18 protein-coding genes are annotated in these 21,775 nt (G+C 62.7%); 5 read left to right on the top strand and 13 right to left on the bottom strand.

What is annotated here, in order from left to right; translation table 11 throughout:
* The first annotated feature begins 172 nt into the window (after positions 1-172).
* The gene (locus VGG89_14710; GenBank protein HEY1977801.1) at positions 173-1,177 is read left to right on the top strand and encodes a hypothetical protein; all 1,005 of its coding nucleotides are present in this window, start codon (positions 173-175) and stop codon (positions 1,175-1,177) included.
* A gap of 204 nt (positions 1,178-1,381) precedes the next feature.
* The gene (locus VGG89_14705) at positions 1,382-3,589 is read left to right on the top strand and encodes a LamG-like jellyroll fold domain-containing protein (GenBank protein HEY1977800.1); all 2,208 of its coding nucleotides are present in this window, start codon (positions 1,382-1,384) and stop codon (positions 3,587-3,589) included.
* A 17-nt stretch (positions 3,590-3,606) separates the two neighbouring features.
* Here the strand turns inward: VGG89_14705 and secA are convergent, their stop codons facing one another.
* The 9 genes from secA to VGG89_14660 form a co-directional block, all read right to left on the bottom strand.
* Complete coding sequence (gene secA / locus VGG89_14700) at positions 3,607-6,258, bottom strand: preprotein translocase subunit SecA (GenBank protein HEY1977799.1); 2,652 nt, start codon at positions 6,256-6,258, stop codon at positions 3,607-3,609.
* 10 nt (positions 6,259-6,268) lie between these two features.
* A complete protein-coding gene (locus VGG89_14695; protein ID HEY1977798.1) occupies positions 6,269-8,716 on the bottom strand; it encodes a GAF domain-containing sensor histidine kinase in 2,448 nt (815 codons plus the stop codon).
* Between the two features lie 146 nt (positions 8,717-8,862).
* The gene (locus VGG89_14690; protein HEY1977797.1) at positions 8,863-10,125 is read right to left on the bottom strand and encodes a hypothetical protein; all 1,263 of its coding nucleotides are present in this window, start codon (positions 10,123-10,125) and stop codon (positions 8,863-8,865) included.
* A gap of 39 nt (positions 10,126-10,164) precedes the next feature.
* Positions 10,165-10,347: a hypothetical protein gene (locus VGG89_14685; GenBank protein ID HEY1977796.1), complete on the bottom strand. Its 183-nt coding sequence runs from the start codon at positions 10,345-10,347 to the stop codon at positions 10,165-10,167.
* Positions 10,347-11,153 (bottom strand): polysaccharide deacetylase family protein, encoded by an 807-nt coding sequence (locus tag VGG89_14680; GenBank protein ID HEY1977795.1) that lies wholly within the window; start codon positions 11,151-11,153, stop codon positions 10,347-10,349. Before VGG89_14680 ends, VGG89_14685 begins: the two co-directional genes overlap by 1 nt.
* Positions 11,154-11,165: 12 nt before the next feature.
* Positions 11,166-12,536, bottom strand: coding sequence for an LCP family protein (locus VGG89_14675; protein HEY1977794.1), 1,371 nt, complete (start codon positions 12,534-12,536; stop codon positions 11,166-11,168).
* On the bottom strand, positions 12,533-13,906 hold the full coding sequence (gene rimO, locus VGG89_14670; GenBank protein ID HEY1977793.1) for a 30S ribosomal protein S12 methylthiotransferase RimO: 1,374 nt from the start codon (positions 13,904-13,906) through the stop codon (positions 12,533-12,535). Before rimO ends, VGG89_14675 begins: the two co-directional genes overlap by 4 nt.
* Positions 13,907-13,910: 4 nt before the next feature.
* Positions 13,911-14,402, bottom strand: a complete 492-nt coding sequence (locus VGG89_14665) for a YajQ family cyclic di-GMP-binding protein (GenBank protein ID HEY1977792.1) — start codon at positions 14,400-14,402, stop codon at positions 13,911-13,913.
* Between the two features lie 22 nt (positions 14,403-14,424).
* Positions 14,425-15,171, bottom strand: coding sequence for a RodZ domain-containing protein (locus tag VGG89_14660; protein HEY1977791.1), 747 nt, complete (start codon positions 15,169-15,171; stop codon positions 14,425-14,427).
* Positions 15,172-15,221: 50 nt separating this feature from the next.
* Here VGG89_14660 and mnmA point away from each other — a divergent pair, with 50 nt between their 5' ends.
* From mnmA to VGG89_14645, 3 genes are read left to right on the top strand one after another with little or no spacing between them, the layout of a single operon-like run.
* Positions 15,222-16,301: a tRNA 2-thiouridine(34) synthase MnmA gene (gene mnmA / locus VGG89_14655; protein HEY1977790.1), complete on the top strand. Its 1,080-nt coding sequence runs from the start codon at positions 15,222-15,224 to the stop codon at positions 16,299-16,301.
* A 57-nt stretch (positions 16,302-16,358) separates the two neighbouring features.
* Positions 16,359-17,027, top strand: coding sequence for a PilZ domain-containing protein (locus VGG89_14650; GenBank protein HEY1977789.1), 669 nt, complete (start codon positions 16,359-16,361; stop codon positions 17,025-17,027).
* Between the two features lie 54 nt (positions 17,028-17,081).
* Complete coding sequence (locus VGG89_14645) at positions 17,082-17,921, top strand: PilZ domain-containing protein (protein HEY1977788.1); 840 nt, start codon at positions 17,082-17,084, stop codon at positions 17,919-17,921.
* Between the two features lie 80 nt (positions 17,922-18,001).
* Here VGG89_14645 and mqnC read toward each other — a convergent pair whose 3' ends face one another.
* Genes mqnC through VGG89_14625 form a run of 4 tightly spaced genes read right to left on the bottom strand, consistent with a single transcriptional unit; the run spans position 18,002 to position 21,764 of the window.
* Positions 18,002-19,087, bottom strand: coding sequence for a cyclic dehypoxanthinyl futalosine synthase (gene mqnC, locus VGG89_14640; protein HEY1977787.1), 1,086 nt, complete (start codon positions 19,085-19,087; stop codon positions 18,002-18,004).
* On the bottom strand, positions 19,071-19,904 hold the full coding sequence (locus VGG89_14635) for a menaquinone biosynthesis protein (protein ID HEY1977786.1): 834 nt from the start codon (positions 19,902-19,904) through the stop codon (positions 19,071-19,073). Before VGG89_14635 ends, mqnC begins: the two co-directional genes overlap by 17 nt.
* A 2-nt stretch (positions 19,905-19,906) precedes the next feature.
* Positions 19,907-21,127 (bottom strand): CofH family radical SAM protein, encoded by a 1,221-nt coding sequence (locus tag VGG89_14630; GenBank protein ID HEY1977785.1) that lies wholly within the window; start codon positions 21,125-21,127, stop codon positions 19,907-19,909.
* The gene (locus VGG89_14625) at positions 21,114-21,764 is read right to left on the bottom strand and encodes a phosphatase PAP2 family protein (GenBank protein HEY1977784.1); all 651 of its coding nucleotides are present in this window, start codon (positions 21,762-21,764) and stop codon (positions 21,114-21,116) included. The genes VGG89_14630 and VGG89_14625 overlap by 14 nt, the downstream gene beginning before the upstream one ends.
* Positions 21,765-21,775: the final 11 nt, after the last annotated feature.

The raw sequence follows: 21,775 nt of genomic DNA, 5'->3' as shown, positions 1-21,775 counted from the left end.
CGGCGAAGTCAAAGACGCTCCTTGAGCGTCGTGAGACGATCGTCGAGACGTGCGATGGCGGTAAGTTGAGAGTCGCTCATGAGGGGAAAGCGTTTTCGGGAATTCGGCCGCCCTCCCTTGTCGCCGCGCGCTCCCGTCGTGAACGGTGTGCGACTCACGACGGAGGTGTGCAATGTACGTCCAACCCCTAGACGGCCAACTCGGCCCCACAACGCTCGCACCGCTCGAGACCGCGGCCGAGAGCGTTCTTTCACCGGCGCAAAATCTGCTCGCTCAGCCGCTCGGTACCCAGGACGGTATCACGCGCTTCGTGCCGCCGGGAATCAGCGACGCCATGCAGCAAAACCCAACTCAGACCGCACTCTTCGGCCCGCTGTCGGGCCTCTTGCAACAGCTCATGCAGATGCTGCAGTCGATGATGGGCAACGCCGGCTACGGCGAATACGGAGGATACGGCGGCTACACGGGCGGCTGCAACGGCTACGGCAACGAGCAGTACTTTTCCAACGCCTCGGGATCGAGCACCGGCGACCCGCATCTGTCCTTCAACGGCAGCCATTGGAACAGCATGTCGTCTCAGCCCGATCTGCTCGACTCCAATTCGATTCCCGGCGGCTATCAGGTCTCGACGCAGGTCACGGCGCCGAACGCCAAAGGGGTGACGTGGAACCAGTCGGCCACGGTTGCGCTCGACAACGGTAACGTCGCAGTGTCGATGAACAACGAAGGACAAGCCACCGTGCGCGATGGAGATCGCATGATTCCGATCGCCGCGGGACAGACGCTCAATCTCGGCAGCGGCGCGAGCGTTACGTGCAACGGCAATGGCTCGCTTTCCGTTCTAGCGCAAAATCAGTACGGCGGAAGCATTCAAACGACGCTCACCGCTCAGGGTCAAGGCGTCAACGTTGAAGCCAACGCGCAGAACGTCGATCTCGGCGGTTCGCTCGTCGCCGGAAATCAGCAATCGCCGATCGGCACGCCGACTCCCATCGGTACGCCGATTATCGGCGGCCCGGTCTTTGGCCCAATCTCAAATCCGCCGCTGGATCCTTGGCAACCGATAACGCCATCCCCGATCGGCTCGTCACCGATCGGCACACCGCCGGTCGCCGGCCTCATAACGGCTCCCATCTTCCCAACGCAGCAACCCCCGATCCACTTGACCCCGTACTAAAAACGCGACCGGCCCTTGGCCATTCGGCCCATATCGTTGCGAACACGAGGAGAGTAGAATTGCGGGAAACCTTCCTACGGGGTGTTGCAAATGAAAGATCGGCGATCTTGCGGGCCAGTCCGTTCCGCGTTATCTATTCTCGTAGCTTTTGCTTTGCTTGCGGGTTGCAGCGGTCACGATTCGGCGCCGATTCCTACACCGAGAATGCCGGCGAACGGCAAGTTCCACGTTCACCCGTTTCAGTCGTCCGCCGATTACGCCCAGGTCATTCTGGCCGATTCACCAACGGCGTACTACCGTCTTGACGATACCGGCACGACTGCGCACGATTCTTCGGGGCGGGCCCTGAGCGGGAAGATCGGCAGCTCTATTGCGGAAAGCGCTCCGGGGCTCATCGCGACGTCCACCGACGCCGCGATGTCGTTTCCGGGTCTGGCATCCGCAGCCGGCGTCGTTGCGGTACCGGCTACGACGTTATTGCGACCCTGTTGTGTGGTCTCGTTCGAGGCATGGGTACGATTTGCTTCCGTACCGTCGAACCAAACGTTCGTCCTCGGATACGGTAACGACGGGTCGTCCTCGCCGCTTTACGGGCTCTTCTTATCGGCGGACGGAAAGATCAACGTCACGCTTTCACTTGACGGCGGTACGGTGAATCTCGCCGCGCCGACTCCGCTTTTGCCGAACACGACGTACTACGTTGCCGGAACGTATGATGTGCATACGGCACGGATTTTCGTGAACGGTTCGCAGGTCGCTACCGCGCCGGCACCGGCAGGACGCGACTTCAAATCCAATCAAGGAGCCGGCTTGACGATCGGCAACGCACCGGCGCTCAACGGTCCGTCATTCAAGGGGACCATCGATGAAGTGGCCGTTTACGCCGGTAGAGCATTGACGGCCACCCAGATCGCGAATCACTACGCCGCCGGGACCGAAAGCAGCGGGTATGTCGACTGGAACACGTTTGGATACAATTTGCAGCGGACGGGTGATAATCCGAACGAAAGCACCCTTACAGCAAGCAATGTTTCGAGCGGATTGAGCGAAAAATGGGCGACGCCGACAGATCTCGGAGCTGCGATCACCGCCCAGCCGGTACTAGCCACCAACGTTTCGATGAATGGTACGCCGGTGAACGTACTCTACGTCGGCGCCGAAAACAACGTCTTCTATGCAATCAACGCCGACAGCGGCGCCGTGCTATGGAGTAACTCCACCTTTGGGGCCCCGCAACACACCAGTTGCCTCGACCTTCCCGGAGGTCAATTCGGTATTACCGGGACGGCTACGTTCGACAGGAGCTCCGGCCTCGTGTACGTCGCTGACGCCAGTGACAACGTGCACGCGCTCTCGATGTCCACGGGTGTCGAGCAGTGGCGGGTAAATATTCTCTTCGATCCGATTACGCAGTCCGTCATCGGGACCCCGGCGCAAGATCATATCTATTCGGCGCTGACATTTAACCCCAGTAACGGTTTGCTCTACGCCGAGACGGCAGCCTTTTGCGATAGAGCGCCATGGCATGGCCGCATCGTCGCAATTAGTACGGCAACACACCAGGTCGTTGCCGCCTTCCTTCCCAGCAGGACCGCGCCCAGTACATCCGCCACCGTTTATTGCGGTGGTGGGATTTGGGGAATGGGTGGCGCGTCGATCGATCCCCTGACGAACGACGTGTTGGTCGCGACCGGCAATATAGCGACGACCGCAAGCGGCTGCCCGACTAATACTATGGGCGAAACGTATCCGTACGGAGATGCCGTCGTCGAGCTGAGCCCGCAGCTGAATCTCATAAGCTATGAAGGGGCGACTATCAACGGCGTCAACGTGAAGAACGATTCCGACTACGGAGCGACGCCGATGCTCTATAGTACTCCCAATTGCTCCGCGGAGCTTTCGACCACGAAAAACAAGGACGGATATCTCTACACCTATGGGGAAAACTCAAGCGGCCTTACGGCGGTGCAACAAATTCAAGTCGCCAAGACCACGGATATCGGCGACTTCATCGGAGTGCCGGCATTCGATCCGGCTACCGGGCTCGTCTACGTGGGCAATCCGAAGTCGACCGGAAACTATGCGTACGGGCTCAATGCATTCGCGCAAACTGCGGGCGGCTGCAAGGGATTAACGCTCCAGTGGAAGGCCAGCGTCGGCACGACGAACGCGACGGATAACGACAATCAAGCTCCCACGGTTGCAAACGGAGTCGTCTACTTCACCGACGGCATAGGCGACCAGCTCTGGGCGTTCAACGATGCGACGGGGGTGCTTTTGTGGCATAGCGGGACAATCATCGGCTCGCCCTGCACTTCGTACGGGAGTTGCGGCGTCTTTGGAGCACCGCTGGTCGATAACCGCGTCTTCGTCGGTTCGTTCAACCATAAACTCTATGCGTTTGGGCCTTGACCAGACCTGCGTTTACGCTACGCCGCGGCCCCGTGACATTTTTTGAACTTCTTGCCGCTTCCACAGGGACATAGTTCGTTGCGTCCGACCTTGGGTTGTTCGCGTTGCATGGGCTTAGCCGGCGACTCGTCGTCCTTGTTGGTGTGGAGCTGCTGGGGCCGGCGATCCGTGCCCGGCATCGGGCCGAGAAGCTGCTCGACCTCTTGCGGTGCGAGACGACCCTGTTGCGCGGGTTGCGGAAGAATTTCACCCGACGGAATCGGTTCGAACTGCGGTCCCGCTCCGTGTTGCTGCGCCATCAGCTCCGCGGGCGGCGGCCCGTGTTCGATCTGCACGCGGAAGACGCCCTTGATCGCTTCGTCGGCGATATTGTTCTTGAGGGACTCGAAGATTTCGAAGGCTTCCTTTTCGTACTCCACACGCGGATCTTTCTGACCGTACCCGCGAAGGCCGATGCCGGTCTTGAGATGATCCATCACGTAGAGATGGTCGACCCACTGCCGATCGATGATCGGCAGCAGCAGATAGCGCTGCTCCACGACGCGCAGAATCTCCGGCGTCACCTCGTTTTCCTTGGCTTCGTAGGCTTCGAGCGCTTTGGCGTTGAGGAAACGGCGAATTTCTTCGCGATCCTTGTTCTCGAGATCGCTCACCGACGCGGCGCGCTTGGCGGGGAAGATGATATCGAGTTCGTTGATCATCTCGCCCAAACCCCAGTCGCTGGGGTGTGCGTTCTCCGGTGCGTTCTGCTCGACCGTCTCGTCGACTTTTGCCTCGAGCGTCTGCAGCAGGAAGGTCCGCGAATCGAATTTGCCTTCGAGAATGGCGCGGCGATCGGCGTAGATGATCGCGCGCTGCTTGTTCATCACGTCGTCGTACTCGAGAACGTGTTTGCGGATCTCGTAGTTGTGATTTTCGACTTTACTTTGCGCGCGCTCGATCGACTTCGTAACGAGTCCCGATTCGATCGGCTGCTCGTCGGTAAAGCCGACCCTATCCATGATTGCCGTCATGCGCTCGCCGCCGAAGAGACGCATGACTTCGTCCTCCAGCGAAACGTAGAAGCGCGACGAGCCGGGGTCGCCTTGACGTCCCGATCGGCCGCGGAGCTGGTTGTCGATACGCCTCGACTCGTGGCGCTCGGTGCCGATGATGTGCAGTCCGCCGCTTTGCGCGACGCGCTCACCGAGCTTGATGTCGGTACCGCGGCCCGCCATGTTCGTAGCGATGGTTACCTGCGCCGGTTGTCCCGCATCCTTAATGATCTCGGCTTCCTGCTCGTGGTATTTGGCGTTGAGGACGTTGCATTCGACGCCTTTGCGGCGCAGCATCGCGGCCAGCAATTCGCTCTTTTCGATCGAGCGCGTGCCGACGAGAACCGGACGGTTTTTTTGGTGCTCGGCGATGATCTCGTCGACGACGGCTTCGAACTTTGCCTTCTCGCTCTTGTAAACGATGTCGGAGTTGTCCTTACGGATCATCGGCATGTTCGTCGGAACGACTACGACGTCGAGGCCGTAGATGTCGCGAAACTCACGTTCTTCGGTTTTTGCCGTGCCGGTCATACCGGCGAGATGATCGTACAGACGGAAGAGATTTTGGAACGTAATCGTCGCGAGCGTCTGATCCTCGCCGCGAACCTTGATGCCTTCCTTCGCCTCGATCGCCTGATGGATGCCGTCGGAGTAGCGCCGGCCGTACATCAGCCGTCCGGTGAACTCGTCGACGATGATCACGTCACCGTCTTTGACGATGTACTGCTGATCGCGATGGAACAAGTTCCACGCCTTGAGGGCCGCGTTGAGCTGGTGCGTCAGCTCGATATTGCGCTGGTCGTAGAGATTCTGGATGCCCAGCATCTTCTCGACCTTCGCGACGCCGGCTTCCGTGATCGGGACGGCGTGCGCCTTCTCGTCGACGGTGAAGTCTTCTTCTTTCTTGAGGCGCGGAAGGATTTGCGCGAACTTTTGGTAGAGCTCGGTCGATTCTTGCGACGGGCCGCTGATGATCAGCGGCGTGCGCGCTTCGTCGATCAGAATCGAATCGACTTCGTCGACGAGCGCGAAGTACAGCTCGCGCTGAACGAGGTCCTCGACCTGCCACGCCATGTTGTCGCGCAGATAATCGAAACCGACTTCGTTGTTCGTAACGTAGGTGATGTCGCAGGCGTAGGCCGCGCGGCGCTCCGCCGGGTCGAGCCCGTGCTGAATAATGCCGACGGAGAGGCCTAAAAACTGGTAGATTGCGCCCATCCACTCCGCGTCGCGACGCACCAAGTAGTCGTTGACGGTCACGAGGTGGACCCCGCGTCCTTCGAGAGCTCGCGCGAAAATAGGCAGCGTCGAAACGAGCGTCTTGCCTTCGCCGGTTTTCATCTCGGCGATCCGGCCTTCGTATAGCACTTGTCCGCCCATGATCTGGACGTCGAAATGGCGCATGCCGAGCGTCCGTTTTCCGGCTTCGCGGACCACGGCGAAGACTTCGGGCAACATCGCGTCGAGCGATTCACCTGCGTCCAAACGGCCGCGGAACTCCCCGGTCTTGGCGCGCAGCGCCTCGTCGGATAGCGCGGAGATCTCGCCTTCAAGGGCGTTGACCGCGACCGCAGTCCGCCTGACGCGGGCCACCTCGCGCTCGTTTCCGTCGAAAATACTCTTCAAAAATGACATAAAAAGGGTCCTAACTATTCTCCGCGATTGGAAGGGATACCGTGAAGGTGCTTCCCTCGTTTTCCTTAGACTGCACGTCGAGGGTCCCACGATGCGCCTCGACGACTTTTTTGGCAACGTAGAGTCCGATGCCCGAGCCGGCGATCCCGCGGTTTCGGGCGTTGCTCGCTCGCCCGAAACGGGTGAACAGGGCGGGCAGCTCCTCGGGCGGGATGCCGATCCCTCGGTCGGCGACGGCGATGACGGCGCGTCCCTTCTCGGCGCGCACCGTCACGAGCGCTTGTGCCTCGGAGTACTTCAGCGCGTTGGAAACCAGATTGTCGATCACGTGACGGAAGCGTTGCGGATCGAGTTCGACCGGTAACCGTTTCTTGGGCACCGACACGACCAGCCGCGGGTTGTTCGGCGCCGTTGCCTCGACGCACTCCTTCACGAACGTGCCGAGATCGACGGTCGTTCGAACCAGCGAGAACCCCTCGGCCTGCGTCTGCGCGAGCACGAGCGCGTCCTCCGAGAGTGCAATCAGCCGCTGCGTTTGGGCGTTGACGGTTTCGATCTCGTCCTCGTGATCCCGGTCGCTCTCCAGCAGCAGCTCGCAGTACCCCGAGATCACCGTCAACGGTCCCTTGAAATCGTGTGCGAGCATGGCCAAGAGATCGTCTTTGAACTCGCTGGACTCTTGCAGCGCGTAGTTCGCTCGAACGACGGCTTCGTACAGCTCGATGTTGCGCAGTGCCAGCACGAGCAGCGCGCCGAGCTCCTGGAGCAGGCGCAGCTCGTCGCGGCCGAACCGCTCGGCGCCCGGTTTGCCCACGAGCAGAAACGTGTCGATGGTGTCGCCGTCATTCTCGGCTACCGGCCGCGGCAGCGGAACGACGACGTACCCGGGTCCGTCGATGAACCGTTGAATGCGCCGCTCTTCCCCGCCCATCGCTGCGGACCGCTCGACGCGATGCGTCGTGTCGAAGCCGCTCTCGGCGATGAGAACGTCGACATCCTCACCGTACGAGCCGGTCCGCACGTACGACGCGCCGTGCCAGTTGAGAACGCAAGCGCTGCCGGCGTGCACGAGCGTCGCGGCCAACCGGCACATCGCTGCCGCTAGCGGTCCGAGCGCGCGGTGGCTCAGGATCGTCCGTGCCGCTTCAGCCAGCGTTTCGCGCTCCTGTGCGCGGCGCAGCTCGCGCTCGTATGCGTGCGCGTTGGCTAGCGCGATTTCCAAATGCGAACCCAGCGTACGAAAGAACGTCACGCGCTCCTCCGTCGACCATTCCAACTCCGCATCGGGCGTACCGCGAACCGCGAGCATCCCCCACAAACCACCGTCGAGCCGCAGCGGCACCACAACGCCGCTGCGCCCTTCGAACAGCGCGCCGCGCACGGCGCGCGGAAGCAGGGCCGCATCGCTGGGTTCGTCGACCGAGAAGAACGGCTCGAGGTATTGGCGCTCGATTCGCTCCTCGAAAACGGGCGAACGCTGCTCGCGCAGGCGCAGCGCGCGCCGCGCCATCACGTTGCCTTCAAGGCGATAAGCCGCGCAGTCGACGGGCAGTTCGTGCGACACGGTGACGACGAAGACGAGCAGCACTTCGTCGACGTACTGCGTGTCGCGCAGGATCCGAACCACGCGCTCCAGCGACTCGGCCTGTTTTCGGCGTGCCCGCTCGCGCTCGTACAGCCGCGCGTTCGAGAGCGCCAAACCGACGTGAAACGCGAGCGAACGCACCGCCGTCACGTCGGCGTCGTCGAATGCATTGGGCCGGTCGAACGACAGCATCAGCGCGTCCTCAACGCGGCCCTCGACGACGAACGGAACCGCCACGCTATCGTCGGTGCGAAGGGTGAGACCGCCGAAGACTTTGCGCAGGTCCGCGTCGAGCTCGACCGGCTCGGCCGTTATCGAAGCCGTGCTGCCTTGCGCCGCGACCGCCACCGGAACTGCGCGCTCCCCGTCGTGCGAGCGCTGATAGACGATGCACCGGTCCGCCCCGAAAGCCGCGCGCACGCCCTCGACGATGCCGAATAGAACGTCGCGCCGGTCGAGCGATTTATGCAGACGTTCGTTCACCATCGCCAGCAGCCGGCTGTCGCGCGATTGCCGTCGCGCCGACAGCAGCGCGCGATCCATGTCGATGAGGCGAGCGGCAAGCCGGCAAAAGCCCGTAAGAAGGTCGAGCGCGTCGCGATCGGGTTCGCCTTCGACGTTGACGACGACGACGCCGATGGAGCGTCGTCCAACCATCAGCGCGACGAGGACGACGTCACTCTTGCACGCCGACGCGCTCGTGCCCGCGAGCGGACGCTGCTGCGCGGTACCGAGGTACGTCGCGACGTCGCCATAGCGCGCGACGGCGTGAAGGAAGAGACGGCGCAGTTCGAGAGAGTCGTCGCGCAAGGTAAACGCGACGGCGTCGTGCGGCGAGGCCCCCACGATCGTCGTGGCGTCGCTGAAGAGCAATACGGTCGTGGTGCCGCCGCCAACCGCCGATCGTGCGGCCGCCGCAATCGCCTCGGCCTTCTCTCGCGGCGTTGCCGCATCGACGAGGCTATGGAGAGCCGTTACACCCAGATCACGCGAAAGAACGGCGGCTCCTTTGGGCGTTCCTACGGCACTACGATCAGACCGGACACGTTGCCGCCCGAGGTGTAGAACCCCATGGAGGCGGCGTTACCGTATTTGCCCGGCGCGAAGATGTAGACGACTCCGCTGCCGGACTGCGTCGTGTCGGCGACGTAGATCAAACCTTGCGAATCGACTTTGATATCGGTCGGCGCATTGAGCTGGGTCGCGCATCCGGAAATGATGTGCGCCGGCGGACTGCTGATGATGTTTCCTATGCCCTTGACCCTTGGATGGGCAAAGATGAGAATCGCCGGGGCGCTGTTGGAACCGCACTTGGCATGCGCGGCACCCTGGTCGGCGACGTACACGTTGCCTGCGTGGTCGAGCGCGACGCTGGTGGGAACGAACACGTGCGTGTTCTTACCGGTGATCGAAAACGTGGGGCGAACGTTGATCGGCGTCGGTGACGGCGAGGGCGATGCGCTGGGCGAAGGCGAGGTGCTCGGACTGGTCGACGGGCTTGCCGACGGAGTCGGCGTCGTCTTCGGCGTGGGCGTGGGCTTGGGCGTCGGGGACGGCGTCGGCAGAATGAACTTATCGACGCGCTGTCCTTGGACTTCCGTGACGTAAATGTTGTTGTTTTCGTCGAGCGCCACACCACCGGGAACGTTCAAATTCGGATTCGGACCGGCAATCGTGTCGTAGGGTCCGGTGGCGCCCTCGAGCCACAGCTGCAACTGGTTGGGATAAAAGGCGGTCGGGACGACGGCCGACATGACGATGATTTCGCTGTGGATTTTTGGGCTGGGACTTGGGCTCGGACTAGCGCTGGCGCTGCTCGTCGCGGCCGGCCGCACCCCGACCGCTGCCGGCGTGTAGGTCGGCGCCGCGCTCGACTTCGGCGTGATCGCGATTCCGCGCGGACGCCCCGTAAGCGGAATCGAGGCTAAGGGGAGCACGTTCCCGGTCGCTAGCGCGGCGATCTCGACGAGCACTGCCGCTCCCGTGGACGTGTTGTAGTTGGTAACCCAGAGATTCTTCTTGCTATCGAGTGCGATGTATTGCGGTCCGTTGAGGGTCGTGGTCGCTCCGCCGATCCGGTAGGCCGGCCCCGTTCCGCTCTTCTGGCCCTTGGTATAGATGTCGATGCTGTTCTGGTTGCTGCTGGCAGCGTACAGCGTTTGCGACGGGAAGCTCGGACCGACGCCGTTGCCGCCGACCGTCGACGAACCATACGAACTGCACGCCGCGACCGCGATGGCGATGCTCGCGGCGAAAAAGGCAAGGGTAAGCCGAGACAGCAAAATTCACTCTCCTGGGCAGGGGACCGCGGGAGGGTTCCCTTAGTGCGACGAGTTTCCTTGGACGGCGTGCGTCTCTACGGGTGCGGCGGCGTGATTTCTCATCAAGAACCAACCGGCCGCGGCGAGCGCCACCACGACCACGGCGACCGCGACAAAGGTCGTGATGCGCCGCCGGACGTAGGCCGGGCGGCTCGACTCGGTATCGATGATCTGGCGGGGCACTAGACCGCTCGCCGCAGGGGATGGTTGAGATCCGCCGCCTTCACGCGGGAGAGCAGGGTCCCGACGGTGACGAACCGGTAGCCCGCCTTCTCGAACCGATCCACGATGGTCGGCAACGCTTCGATCGTAGCGAGCTTTCCGCTGTGCAGCAGCACGATTTCGGGCGCGGTGGCGTGATCTAAAACGTGACGCTCGAGTTGTTCGACGGTCAACGTCCGCCAATCACCGCCGTCATCGGTCCAAAGCACGACGGAATATCCCAGCGATTGCGCGACGCGCAGCGTGCGCTCGGTGTAGCGTCCGTGCGGCGGACGCATCAAGGTCCGCGTAGCCGGATCGTGCGTAAGCGACCAGAGAACGTCGCCGCCGGTCAGAATCTCGCGGCGCACTACGTCGTTGGGTTCCTGGTCGAGGTTGGGATGAGTCAGCGTGTGATCGGCCACTTCGTTTCCGAGCGACTCCACGCGCCGCGTCAACTCGGGCCATTGCTGCGCGTCTTGTCCGATCAAGAAGAACGTGGCCGGAACGCGCAGATCGTGGAGCACGTCGAGCAGCATCGGAGTGAAGACCGGATACGGTCCGTCATCGAACGTGAGCGCGATCAGCCGCGGACGCCCGGAGCGATCGCCCCCGAGCGACTCATGCGTCGCGCGATAGATGCGCGAGGGCACGTCGTCGGAAAGTTCCAAATGGACGTTTGCACCGGGCGTTACCAGGGCCGGTTTGATATTGCTCTTGTGTACGATCGCACGCCACCCGCCTGCGAGCAGGGCGGCGAGCAAAACGAGCGCGGCGGCGACTTTCATCCAGCTAGTCAATTAACGGATCTGCTGCTGCGAACCTTGCGTCGCCAAGGTCGGAAGCTTGGCCAAATCCTCGCCGACGATCACGGTGACGTCGCTCGTGACCGCGGTCGCATCGGGTACCGGCGATCCGGCGGGGGACGGATCCGGAATCACTTCCGCCTTCGCGGGAGGCAGCGCCGCGCGGATCTTGGCACCCGCAAACGCGACGGTCGAATGTTCGTGAATCTCGGTGGCCGCATAGCCCGCGTGCGACGCATCGCCAACCGAACCAATGACGAAACCGGCTTTGCGCAGACGGTCGGCGACGCGTTTGGCGGCTCCGTCGATGCCGCTGCCGTTCTCGACGTCGACGCGCAGCGTCCCCGGCGCGATCGCGGCAAGCGCCATGGCGTCGGGCGACGGTTCGGGCACCGGCGGCGCCAGCAGCATGCTTTCGACGAGCCGATCGCGCTCTTGCTCATCAGGCACGAGCGAGTCGCCGTAACCCGGCAGATCGACGTCGTCCTTGTACGGCACCTGATTGGCCACGATCGCGCTTTGCGCAATGCCTTGATAATAGTTCGCGAGCGCGAGCAGCTCCGAATCGGTGAAATCGGTTTGCACGTATTTCTTGAAGGTGCGCAGCAGATCGGGGAGATGCATCAGCGTATTGACGCGATCGCCTTTGAGCTTGTCGATCATTGCGTGCAGGACTTGCTGCTGGCGCATGATGCGGCACGGATCGCTGCACCAATCGTGCCGGAAGCGCATGTAGGCGACGGCATCGTCACCCCCGAGGTGCTGCATGCCTTCCTTTAAATGAATGTGCAGGTGGCCCCAGGTGTCGTCGTAGTTGAGCGTGTCACCCGTGCAACCCGTCTTGTATCGCAAACAATCCGACGATTTTACGTCGACGTTCACGCCGCCGATCGCGTTGACGAACTCGCGGGTGGCATCGATTCGCAAGATCACGTACCGGTCGAATCCGGGAATTCCGAGGAACTGCGCAATCACGCTGCGCGCCTCGTTGACCCCGCCTTCGGATTGCGCTTCGTTGATCTTGGCTTGACTGCCGTTGGGCATCGTCGCGATGGTATCGCGCGGTATGGAGAGCTCGAATATCCGTTTGTTCGCGAAGTCGAGATTGACCGCCCAGATGACGTCGCTGCGCGAGTTGGTCGAAAACTCCTGATCGGCCGCCGTGTAGTCGTAATCGAGCCCTTCGACGAGCACGAGAATGTTGGGTTTGCCGAAGACCTGCAGCGGAGACGGCACGAACATCTGCGTGAACGCCACGATCGGATTGCGGTGCATGAAAATCGCGTAACCCGCCATCGTCGAGCCGATCCCCAGTGCGACGAGCCCGGCGATGAATACGATCCGTTTCAGAATCAATGCGTTCAAGCGGTTGCGTGCTCCATGACGGCCGCGCGGCCGAAGAAATCGAACGGCCCGCAGCCGTCGAGTGTGACCGATACAAAGTCGCCCACGTGCGCTTCGCCCGCGAAATATACCCCCCCGTCCACGCCCGGCGCTTCCCCTTGCGAACGTCCGAACCACGCCGACGCGCCGAGCGCCGCGCGCAGAGCGTGCGCTTTGGCGATGCTGCGCCGTTCCTCGACGAGCACCTGGACGGTCGAGCCGATACGTCGCCCGCGCGCGCGTTCCGAAGCGGCACGCTGCGCTTCACGCAGACGAATCAAACGCCGGCGGCGTTCCTTGGCACTGCACGCCCCCTGCATCTCGCCGGCAGGCGTGCCTTCCTCGGCACTATACTCGAAGAACCCGACGCGATCGAGGTCGGCCCGGCCGATCCACTCTTCGAGGTAGGCGACGTGCTCTTCGTTCTCGCCGGGGAAGCCGACGATGAACGTGGAGCGCATCGTGATGCCCGGAACGCGCGACCGAAACTCGTCGACGATCTCGAGATAACGCTCGCCGTTGGAGGGCCGCAGCATCGCGCGCAAGACGTCGGGATGCGCGTGCTGCAGCGGCATGTCCATGTACTTACAGACCTTGGGCAGGTCGGCGATGGCGGTTATGAGCTCGCGATCGACCGTTGCCGGATACAGATAGAGCAACCGAATCCACTCGATGCCGTCGACCTCGTGCAGGCGTTCCAGCAAAGCGGCCAGACCGCCGCGACGGTAACCACGGTCGCGTCCCCACATCGACGTATCCTGCGCGATCAGCACCAGTTCTTTCGTGCCGGCATCGGCGAGAGCGCGCGCTTCCTTGAGGATCGATTCCTCACTGCGGCTGCGAAACGTACCGCGCAACGTTGGAATGATGCAGAACGTGCACGGATGGTCGCAACCCTCGGCGATCTTGAGATAGGCGGTGGCGCGCGGCGTCGTCACCAAGCGCGGCAAGAAGTCGTGTTCCGGCTCCGCTTCGAAGCCCAGCCGAACGGGACGCAGCCCCGCTCGCGCGTCGTCGAGCAGCTCCGCGATGCCGGCGTAGGCGCCCGTGCCGACGACCGCGTCGATCTCGGGAATCAGCGACTGCAGCTGCTCGCCGTAGCGCTGCGCGAGACATCCCGCGACCACGAGCTGTTGGCCGGCGCGTTTACGCGACGCCTGTTCGAGAATCGCCTCCGTCGACTCGGCTTTGGCCGGATCGATAAAGGCGCACGTGTTGATCACGACCGTCCCGGCGCGCTCCGCGTCGGCTTCCAGGCTCCAGCCGGCAGCGCCCAGTTTGGCAATCATCACCTCGGTGTCGACCAGATTCTTCGCGCAGCCTAAGCTGACGAACGCAACGCTCTTTTGCACGCCTCTACCTATAGTTCGTAAACTGCAGCGGGAGGTCGAACTCCATCGCTTTGAGCGCGGTGATGACCTTTTGTAAATCGTCCTTGTTCTTGCCGGTCACGCGAATCTGCTCGTCCTGAATTTGGGCGTTGACCTTGAGCTTGAGCAATTTGATCTTTTCGAGGAGCGCCTTGCTCTTGTCTTTGGGAATGCCGTTGCGAAGCGCAATCGTTTGGCGAACCGTGTTGCCGGCGGCCGGCTCGACCTCCCCCATATCGAACGCCTTGACGTCGATGCCGCGGCGAACGGCCTTCTGCCTAACGATGTCGACGACGTTGCGCATCTTCAGCTCGTCGTCCGAAACGAGCGTGATCTTTTTGTCGTCCGATTCGATGCTGGTCTTGCTGTTCTTGAAATCGAAGCGGCCTTCGATTTCCTTACGTGCCTGATTGAGGGCGTTGTCCAGCTCTTGCTGGTCGATGCGTGACACGATATCGAACGACGATTCACTCGCCATTTCTCTGCCGTCCTAACCTTCTTTACAGGCTAAACGCGTGCTCGACGACGTCGCCCGGTTTGCCCAGCTTTCCAACATCCTTGCCGTCGACGAAGATCTCGACCCCGCCGGCGTTTCCGATGCGCACGAGGGCGTTTTTGCCGTGGAACGTTTTCGACGTACCGGCCGGAAACGTACCCTCCATGCTAACATTGCCGTCAACCGTAACGCGCAGCCAAGAGGGTGCGCTGAGCACCAGCGCGATCGAGTTGGGGCCATAGAGCCCGGGCGCCGCAGAAGGCGTCTGGGTCGCCGGCGGGGCGGCGCTAGGGCTATTAGAAGGAAGAGCCGGCGTCTCGGTATCGGCGGCCAAGGACGGCGGTGCCGATCGATGGCGCATCGTGAGTTCGTTGTAGACGACGAAGGCCACCAGCAGCGCGGCCACCACGGCGGCAAGCCAAATGACCGGCGCCCCGCGGCTCCCTCGCTCGTCCTGCGTGACGGGCGGCGCCACGTAGCTGCCGCGAGGGGTGCGTTCCGCGACGGCCGCGGGCTGGCTGGGGCCGGCGCTATTGAAGGAAGCCACGACCTCCTCGGGATCGAGCCCCAAAAACCGGGCGTACGTACGGAGAAAGCCGCGGACGTAGACGGGCGCCCCAATAGCACTCCAGTTCTCCTCCTCGATAGCGGCCAAGTAAACCGAGCGTATGCGAATCTGCTCGGAGACGTCTGAGAGGGAGAGACCGCGGGCCTCGCGCGCTGCGCGAAATCGCTCGCCCAAAGCTGACATTTCGGGATTTTGAGTTTGCCCCGGTCAGGTGTTATCCTGTCCGGAGTCACATGGCAAGAGAACGCGTAATTGCGGCAATGAGCGGCGGAGTCGACTCCGCCGTGGCTGCTGGTTTGTTGGTGGAAGCCGGATTCGACGTGGTGGGCGTGACGATGAAAATGTACTCACCGTCTAAGCCGGCACACGCAAAAAGTTGTTGCGGCATCGACGATTTCGACGATGCGCGCCGCAGCGCGGCAACCTTGGGGATCCCGCACTACGTGCTCGACTTTCAAGAAACGTTTCGCAAAAACGTGATCGAACGATTCGCCGACGACTACGCCGCGGGGCGTACGCCGAATCCGTGCGTCGCCTGCAATAACTTCGTCAAGCTTGGGACCCTCGCGGAGTACGCCGATCGCGTCGATGCGCGTTTCGTCGCCACCGGACATTACGCTCGCGTCGAGCACCGCGATGACGGGGCCCACCTGTATCGCGGCACGCACGCCAAAGACCAGGCCTACGCGCTGGCGCAACTGCGGTCCGATCAACTCGCTCGGCTGCTCTTGCCGCTGGGCGATCTCGATAAAGCGGCGACTCGCGAACACGCGCGGCGCCTGGGCTTGCCGGTACACGACAAACCAGAATCGCAAGACATCTGTTTCGTCGAAGGCGGCGACTATCGCGAAGTGCTGACGCGCATTCGTCCCGAGATCGATCGACCGGGCGACGTGCTTACGACCCATGGCGCGCCGGCGGGATCGCATCGCGGAATCGCGCGTTACACGGTCGGCCAGCGCGCCGGCGTCCCGCCGAGCGCCGAAGGCCCGCGCTACGTGACGCGGATCGACTCGCCGACCAATACGATCGTCGTCGGGCGCGAGGACGAGTTGTCGTCGACCGTCGTCGAAGCCGACGCACGCAACCTCATTCGACCCGAGCGCTTCGACGGAAAAACGCCGATGACGGCGATGATTCGGTATCGCTCGAACCCTGCGCCGGCGAACGTACGCCTGCTTGGTCGCGACGGAATCGAGCTGCGCTTCGATCGTCCGCAACGTGCGGTCGCGCCGGGCCAACTCGTCGCATTTTTTGATGACGACGGTTGCGAAGTGCTCGGAGCCGCGACGATTTCGCGCGCGCTGGCGTAAAGATTCGTTCAAGCCCTCGGGCGAGCGGCACGAAGAGGTCGAATACTCTAATAACACATGGGGTTCCAAACGCAGGTGAAGACAAGGGGCGTCGCACCGGCGAACGCCGTCGTCGAGCGGATCACGCCGACGGAGTGCGTGATGCGTTGCGTCTTGCTGTTCGATGTGAACGCCCCCGTCGAGTTCGAAGCGTGCTTTCCCGATCGTCCGCCGCTTGCGGTAAAAGGCACGATCCGTTCGCGCGTGCCGGTACCGCCGCGCTTCGAGTACACGATCGCCTTGCAGCCGCTCGAAGCTCCGGCAACTGCGGAAACTCGCCCCGAAGAACTCGGACGCAAACACCAACGGTACGAGGCCGAGTTTTCGCTGCAGTATCGCACCGCCAAGGAAGGCTTCCGAAAGGCCAAGGGCCGCAACGTCTCGACCGGCGGACTCTTGATGACGAGCAAAGAGGCACTCGTCGAAGGCATGTTTCTCGAACTGCACTTCCTTCTGCCGTCGGAAGTGCTCGCGGTGTACAGTTTCAAGAAGGGCTCCGATCGCTCGAAACTCCGCCAGCCGTTCGACGACATCGTCGTTCAGGCGCGCGTCGTTCACTATAGGCCGTTGGGCTCGGAGCTGTACGCGTACGGCGTCAATTTCGTCGGCCTCAGCCGTCACGATCGCGACCAAATCACGCGGTTTGTCGACGCCGTAGGCCGTGTAAAGCTTCGGCAAAAACCTTAATCTTCGGGGATAGGGCAGCCGACCATAAAAATCGAGCCGTAGGAAGTCTCGATTATGTCATGGATAGGCAACACAAAACAAAAACCGACCGCCCCCAAAGCCGAGCTCGCCAAAGCACCTCGGTCGCTCGAGTTTCCTACCACGGTCAGCACCCGCGGGATCGCTCCCGCGAACTGCGTGATCGAACATCTCAGCCCCTCCGAATGCCGTTTCCGGACGGTCGTGCTCTTCGAGTACGGTGACGTCGTCGAGTTTCCGTTCCAGGCGTCGAGCGGTCAGCGCGCGGTGGCGCGCGGAACCGTCGTCGCTCGTGCCCAGAGCGGTCCGCGATTCATCTATCGCGTTCGCCTCGACAAGATGTCGCCCCAGGAAGTCGACGAGCTGGCGCGGACGATGAACGCGAACTACCAGCGCCAGGCGCAAATGCGCGCCAATGAGGCGGCGGTTCGCAACCTCCCGACGACCGAGCGGCTTACGCGCTCGACCGTGCGGGTCGTCACCCAGTTCCCGATCATCTACCGCACGCCCAAAGAAGACTACCGGCAGGCGAAGGCGGGCGACGTTTCGGCCGGCGGACTGCTGATGATCTGCGGCGAGGCACTCGTCGAAGGGGAACCCGTCGAGTTGAAGTTCACGCTACCCGCCGACGTTCTCGCGGCGTACCCCGAAGAGACCGCCCTACTCGACGTGCGCAAGGGTACGGCAACGCCGCTGCGCAACGACCAGCGCCGCGCTTTCCAAGAGATGACGATCGGCGCGCGTGTAGTCAACCATCGGCCGCTGGGCAACAAGACCTACGCGTACGGTCTCGCGTTCACGTGCATCGACGGATTCCAGCACGAAGAGATCGCGCGTTACACGCACGCCGTCCAGCGCGCGCGCAACCGCCACTAGCCACAAGTTCTCGTCACGCTGGGCCATAGAGCCGCCGCATTGCAGCTACTGCGGCGGCTCTCACTTTTCCGCAACTGTCACTAGGCCGTGGCGAGCGCGACGTCGTCGCGGAGGTTCCAGTACGTGTCGCGGATGACCGGAACGAAGCCGGCGGTGCGAATGAGATTCTCTAAATCGCGGCGCGTGGCTTCGTTGGTGCTGCCGGCGTCGTGCACGACTTGCTCTTCGATGATCGTGCCGCCCATATCGTCGCAGCCGTAGAACAACGCGAGCTGCCCCATCTTCAGCCCCGGCGTCAGCCACGACGCTTGGAGATGCGGGAAGTTGTCCATGTAGAGCCGCGACACGGCAAGCACTCGAAGGTACTCGAGCCCGGTGGCTTCCCTACCGCGTAACGGCGTCTTGAACGGCACGTAGTACCACGGGATGAAGGCGGTGAAGCCGCCGGTTTCGTCCTGCAGCTCGCGCAAAACGTGCATGTGCTCGACGCGTTCCTCGGCGGTCTCGATCGACCCGAACATCATCGTCGCCGTGGTCGGCATGCCCAGCTGCTGCGCTTCGCGCATCACACCCAGCCAGCGGTCGGGCTGCACTTTCCGTGCCGAGATGCGCTTGCGGACCCGTTCGACCAAGATCTCGGCACCGGCGCCCGGCAGCGACTTCATCCCGGCGGCTTTCAGCCGCGCCAGCACTTCGCGCGTCGGCATCTCCTCGACGCTGGCCAGACCCACGATCTCCGAAACCGACAACGAGTGAATGTCCACGCCGGGGTACTCGCGCTGCACGCGCTCGAAGAGCGTTTCGAACCAGTCCAAACGCAGCTCAGGATTCACGCCGCCCTGGATCATGATCTGCGTCGCGCCCTGGTCGGCGGCGAACTTCACGCGCTCGAGCACCTTGTCGTGCGACATCGTGTAGCCTTCCTTGTGGTTCTCCGGCCGGAAGAACGCGCAGAAAGTGCAATGCACGTTGCAAACGTTGGTGTAGTTGATCGTCGTGTCGATCACGTACGTCACGACGTTGCTCGGATAAAGCTGCATGCGGCGCGCGTGCGCGGCCGCACCGAGATCGTGGAGGTCGGCCTCATTGTAGATACGCACGCCTTCGTCGAAGGTCAGGCGGCCGCCGGTCGCGGCGCGGTCGAGCAGATCAGCTAGCGAGGACACCGATCGCCTCGGGTAACGACGAGGGAACCGCTGGGATCGCGCCGATGGCGTGCAGCTCGCGGCAGAACGCGCCCAAACCGCTTTGCGCCGCGGAATGGAACGTGAAGTTGAGCTTTCCGTAGTACGACTCGTAGAATCCGGCCGGGCGTGCGATCGTGCGCTGCGCGGCTTCGACGACGTACTGCACGTGCGACCGCGACCACGTGTAGGCGTCGGTAAGCGCGTGCATGCACGCGCGGATCGCTTGCGGATCGCGTTCGAACGAGTCGCGCCGCGCGGCCCACACGGCAAAAACGGTTTGATGTCCGGTCCACTCGTGCCAGAGCTTGCCCAAGTCGTAACACGACTCCGGCGCGAAGCGCTCGCGCGCGTCGATGGCGGCATCGCCGATGAGCAGCGCCGGCTGTCCGGCCGCCGCGCGCTGCAGAGGATCGTCCACGGACTGGTACGACGGACGCACGCCGAAGCGCCGTTCGAGCAGCACGCGCAACAGATTGCGGCCGCTGGCCGATTCTTGCGTCACGTAGATCGTTGCGTCGCCCAATGCCGGCGGCGCCGCGGGCGACACGAGGATGACGGAGACGACCTCGTCGCGCGCGCCGATGCATAAGTCGGGAAGGAGCACGAGCTCGTCGGGATGCGCGGCCCAGGCGAACGCCGAGATCGGGCTGACGTCGAGCTCGCCGCCGAGCAGCATTGCGTTCAGGCGCGACGGAACGTCGGCGTGCAGCGTACCGGGATACGCGATCGCACCGGCGTCAAACGCAGCATAAATCGGAAGATCGTTCGTGTACTTGATGCGCCCGCAACGTAACACTGCTAGAGCCCCTGGGGGGCCCCGACCGCTTCGCGGGCGGGGGGCGCGGAGGCGCGCAGCGCCGCAGTGCCTGTTAAACCATCGGGGTCCCCGACGTGCGCAGCACGTTGGGGTGGGGACCAGTCGTAGGGGAACTCTTGATACGTCGAGTTGCGGCGAACGGGAACGTAGCCCGCCTCTTCGATCAAGCGCCGGAACTCGCGGTCGTCGACGTACTGCGCCGAACGCGTCCCGGCCGAGTGATAGATCATCTCCTCGTCGGTCGAGCCGTGCGTGCCGTCCATGTCGTCGGCGCCGAACTGCAGCGCGACCTGGCACACTTTCAAGCCCTGAATCATCCAGTACGCCTTGATGTGATCGAAGTTGTCGAGCATCAGGCGAGCGACGGCGAACGTGCGCAAGTCGTCGAGGCCGGTCGTCCAGCCGCAGTCGGAGAGCTCGTTGCCGTCGGGATGAAACGCCAGCGGAATGAACGCGTTGAAGCCGGGCGAGCGGTTCTGCGACTCGCGCAGCCGGATCATGTGATCGACACGGTCCTCGAGCGACTCGATGTGACCGTAGAGCATGGTCGCGTTGCTCGCGACGCCTTGCCGGTGAAGCTCCTCGTGGATGGCCAGCCAGTTGGCGCTATTGACCTTGTTCGGACAAATCTTAGCTCGCGTCTCTTCGCCCAGAATCTCGGCCGCGCCGCCGTTGACGTTGTCGAGCCCGGCCTCTTTGAGCTTGCCGACGATCTCGGGGAAGCTCATGCGGTGGCGCTTGGCCATGTACTCGATCTCGGCCGCCGTAAAGAGCGACAACTGGACGTGCGGCAGCGCTTCCTTGAACCTGCGCATCAGCGGAAGCCAATAATCGAGTGAGAGCTGACGCGGATCGTGGCCGCCGACGATGTGAATTTGGTTGAAGTTGTTTCCTGTTTCAACGGCCTTGGCGAAAACCTGATCGGCCGTCATCCGGAAGACGCGCTGCGGCTCTTTGAACTCGTCGGCTGCGAACGAACAAAATCGGCACGCGGCGAAACAGACGTTGGTCGAGTTGATGTAGCGGTTGAGGACGTAGAAAACTTTCTTGCCGCTCTTACGTTCTTTCACCCGGCGCGCGATGCGGCCGACACCGTGAAGATCGTGCGTCCGGTAGAGCGTCAGGCCGTCCTCGAACGACAGCGCAACGTTTGATTCGACTTTGCGCTCGATCTCTCGGAGCGCAGGATCAAGGTAGGTCATCGGTGTGGTCTCCGCTTCCCTCAGGCAGGGCAAATGCCTTCAGCGGAAGGACGGCTATCGCAGCCGACAATAGCGCGCAGGCGAGCAGTGCGCCGCCGATGAGGTCGGTCAGGTAATGCGCGCCGAGCGCCAGGCGCGACCAGCACGTTCCCAGCACGAGCGCGAGCAGCAGCAGTGGAAGCAAGGTCCGCAAGGTGCGACTTAACTCGGAGCGCCAGATCAATGCCGCCCACAGACCGTAGAACCCCAACGATATCGCGGCGTGCGAGCTCGGATACGAAAACGCCGTTTCGTGCCGCACGACCCAGTCGAGCCTGCGCGGTCGCGCAAAAAGGTGCTGAAAGAGATCGGCCCCCAGCCAGCAGAGCAGCAGCATCACCAGCGAAAAAGCGATGCGGCCGCGCCACGACGGCACGCGTACCGCAACGACGATGAGCGCGACCGCGACGGGCCCGAGTACGTAGACGTAACACGACCACGTCAGCCACCACGCGACGAGTGTCGAGTGATTCAGCAACGCGCTTTCCCAGCCGACGAATAACGCCGGCTCGCCGCTGCGCGCCGCGTACGATCCCAACCACGCGAAGACGGCGAACGCGACGATCGCGTTGATCAGCGCGCCGATGCGAAGCGTCACCGACGTAACCG

It is taken from the genome of Candidatus Baltobacteraceae bacterium (assembly GCA_036488875.1).
Taxonomy (GTDB): Bacteria; Vulcanimicrobiota; Vulcanimicrobiia; order Vulcanimicrobiales; family Vulcanimicrobiaceae; genus JAFAHZ01.
This window is presented reverse-complemented; position numbering and strand designations above follow the sequence as displayed.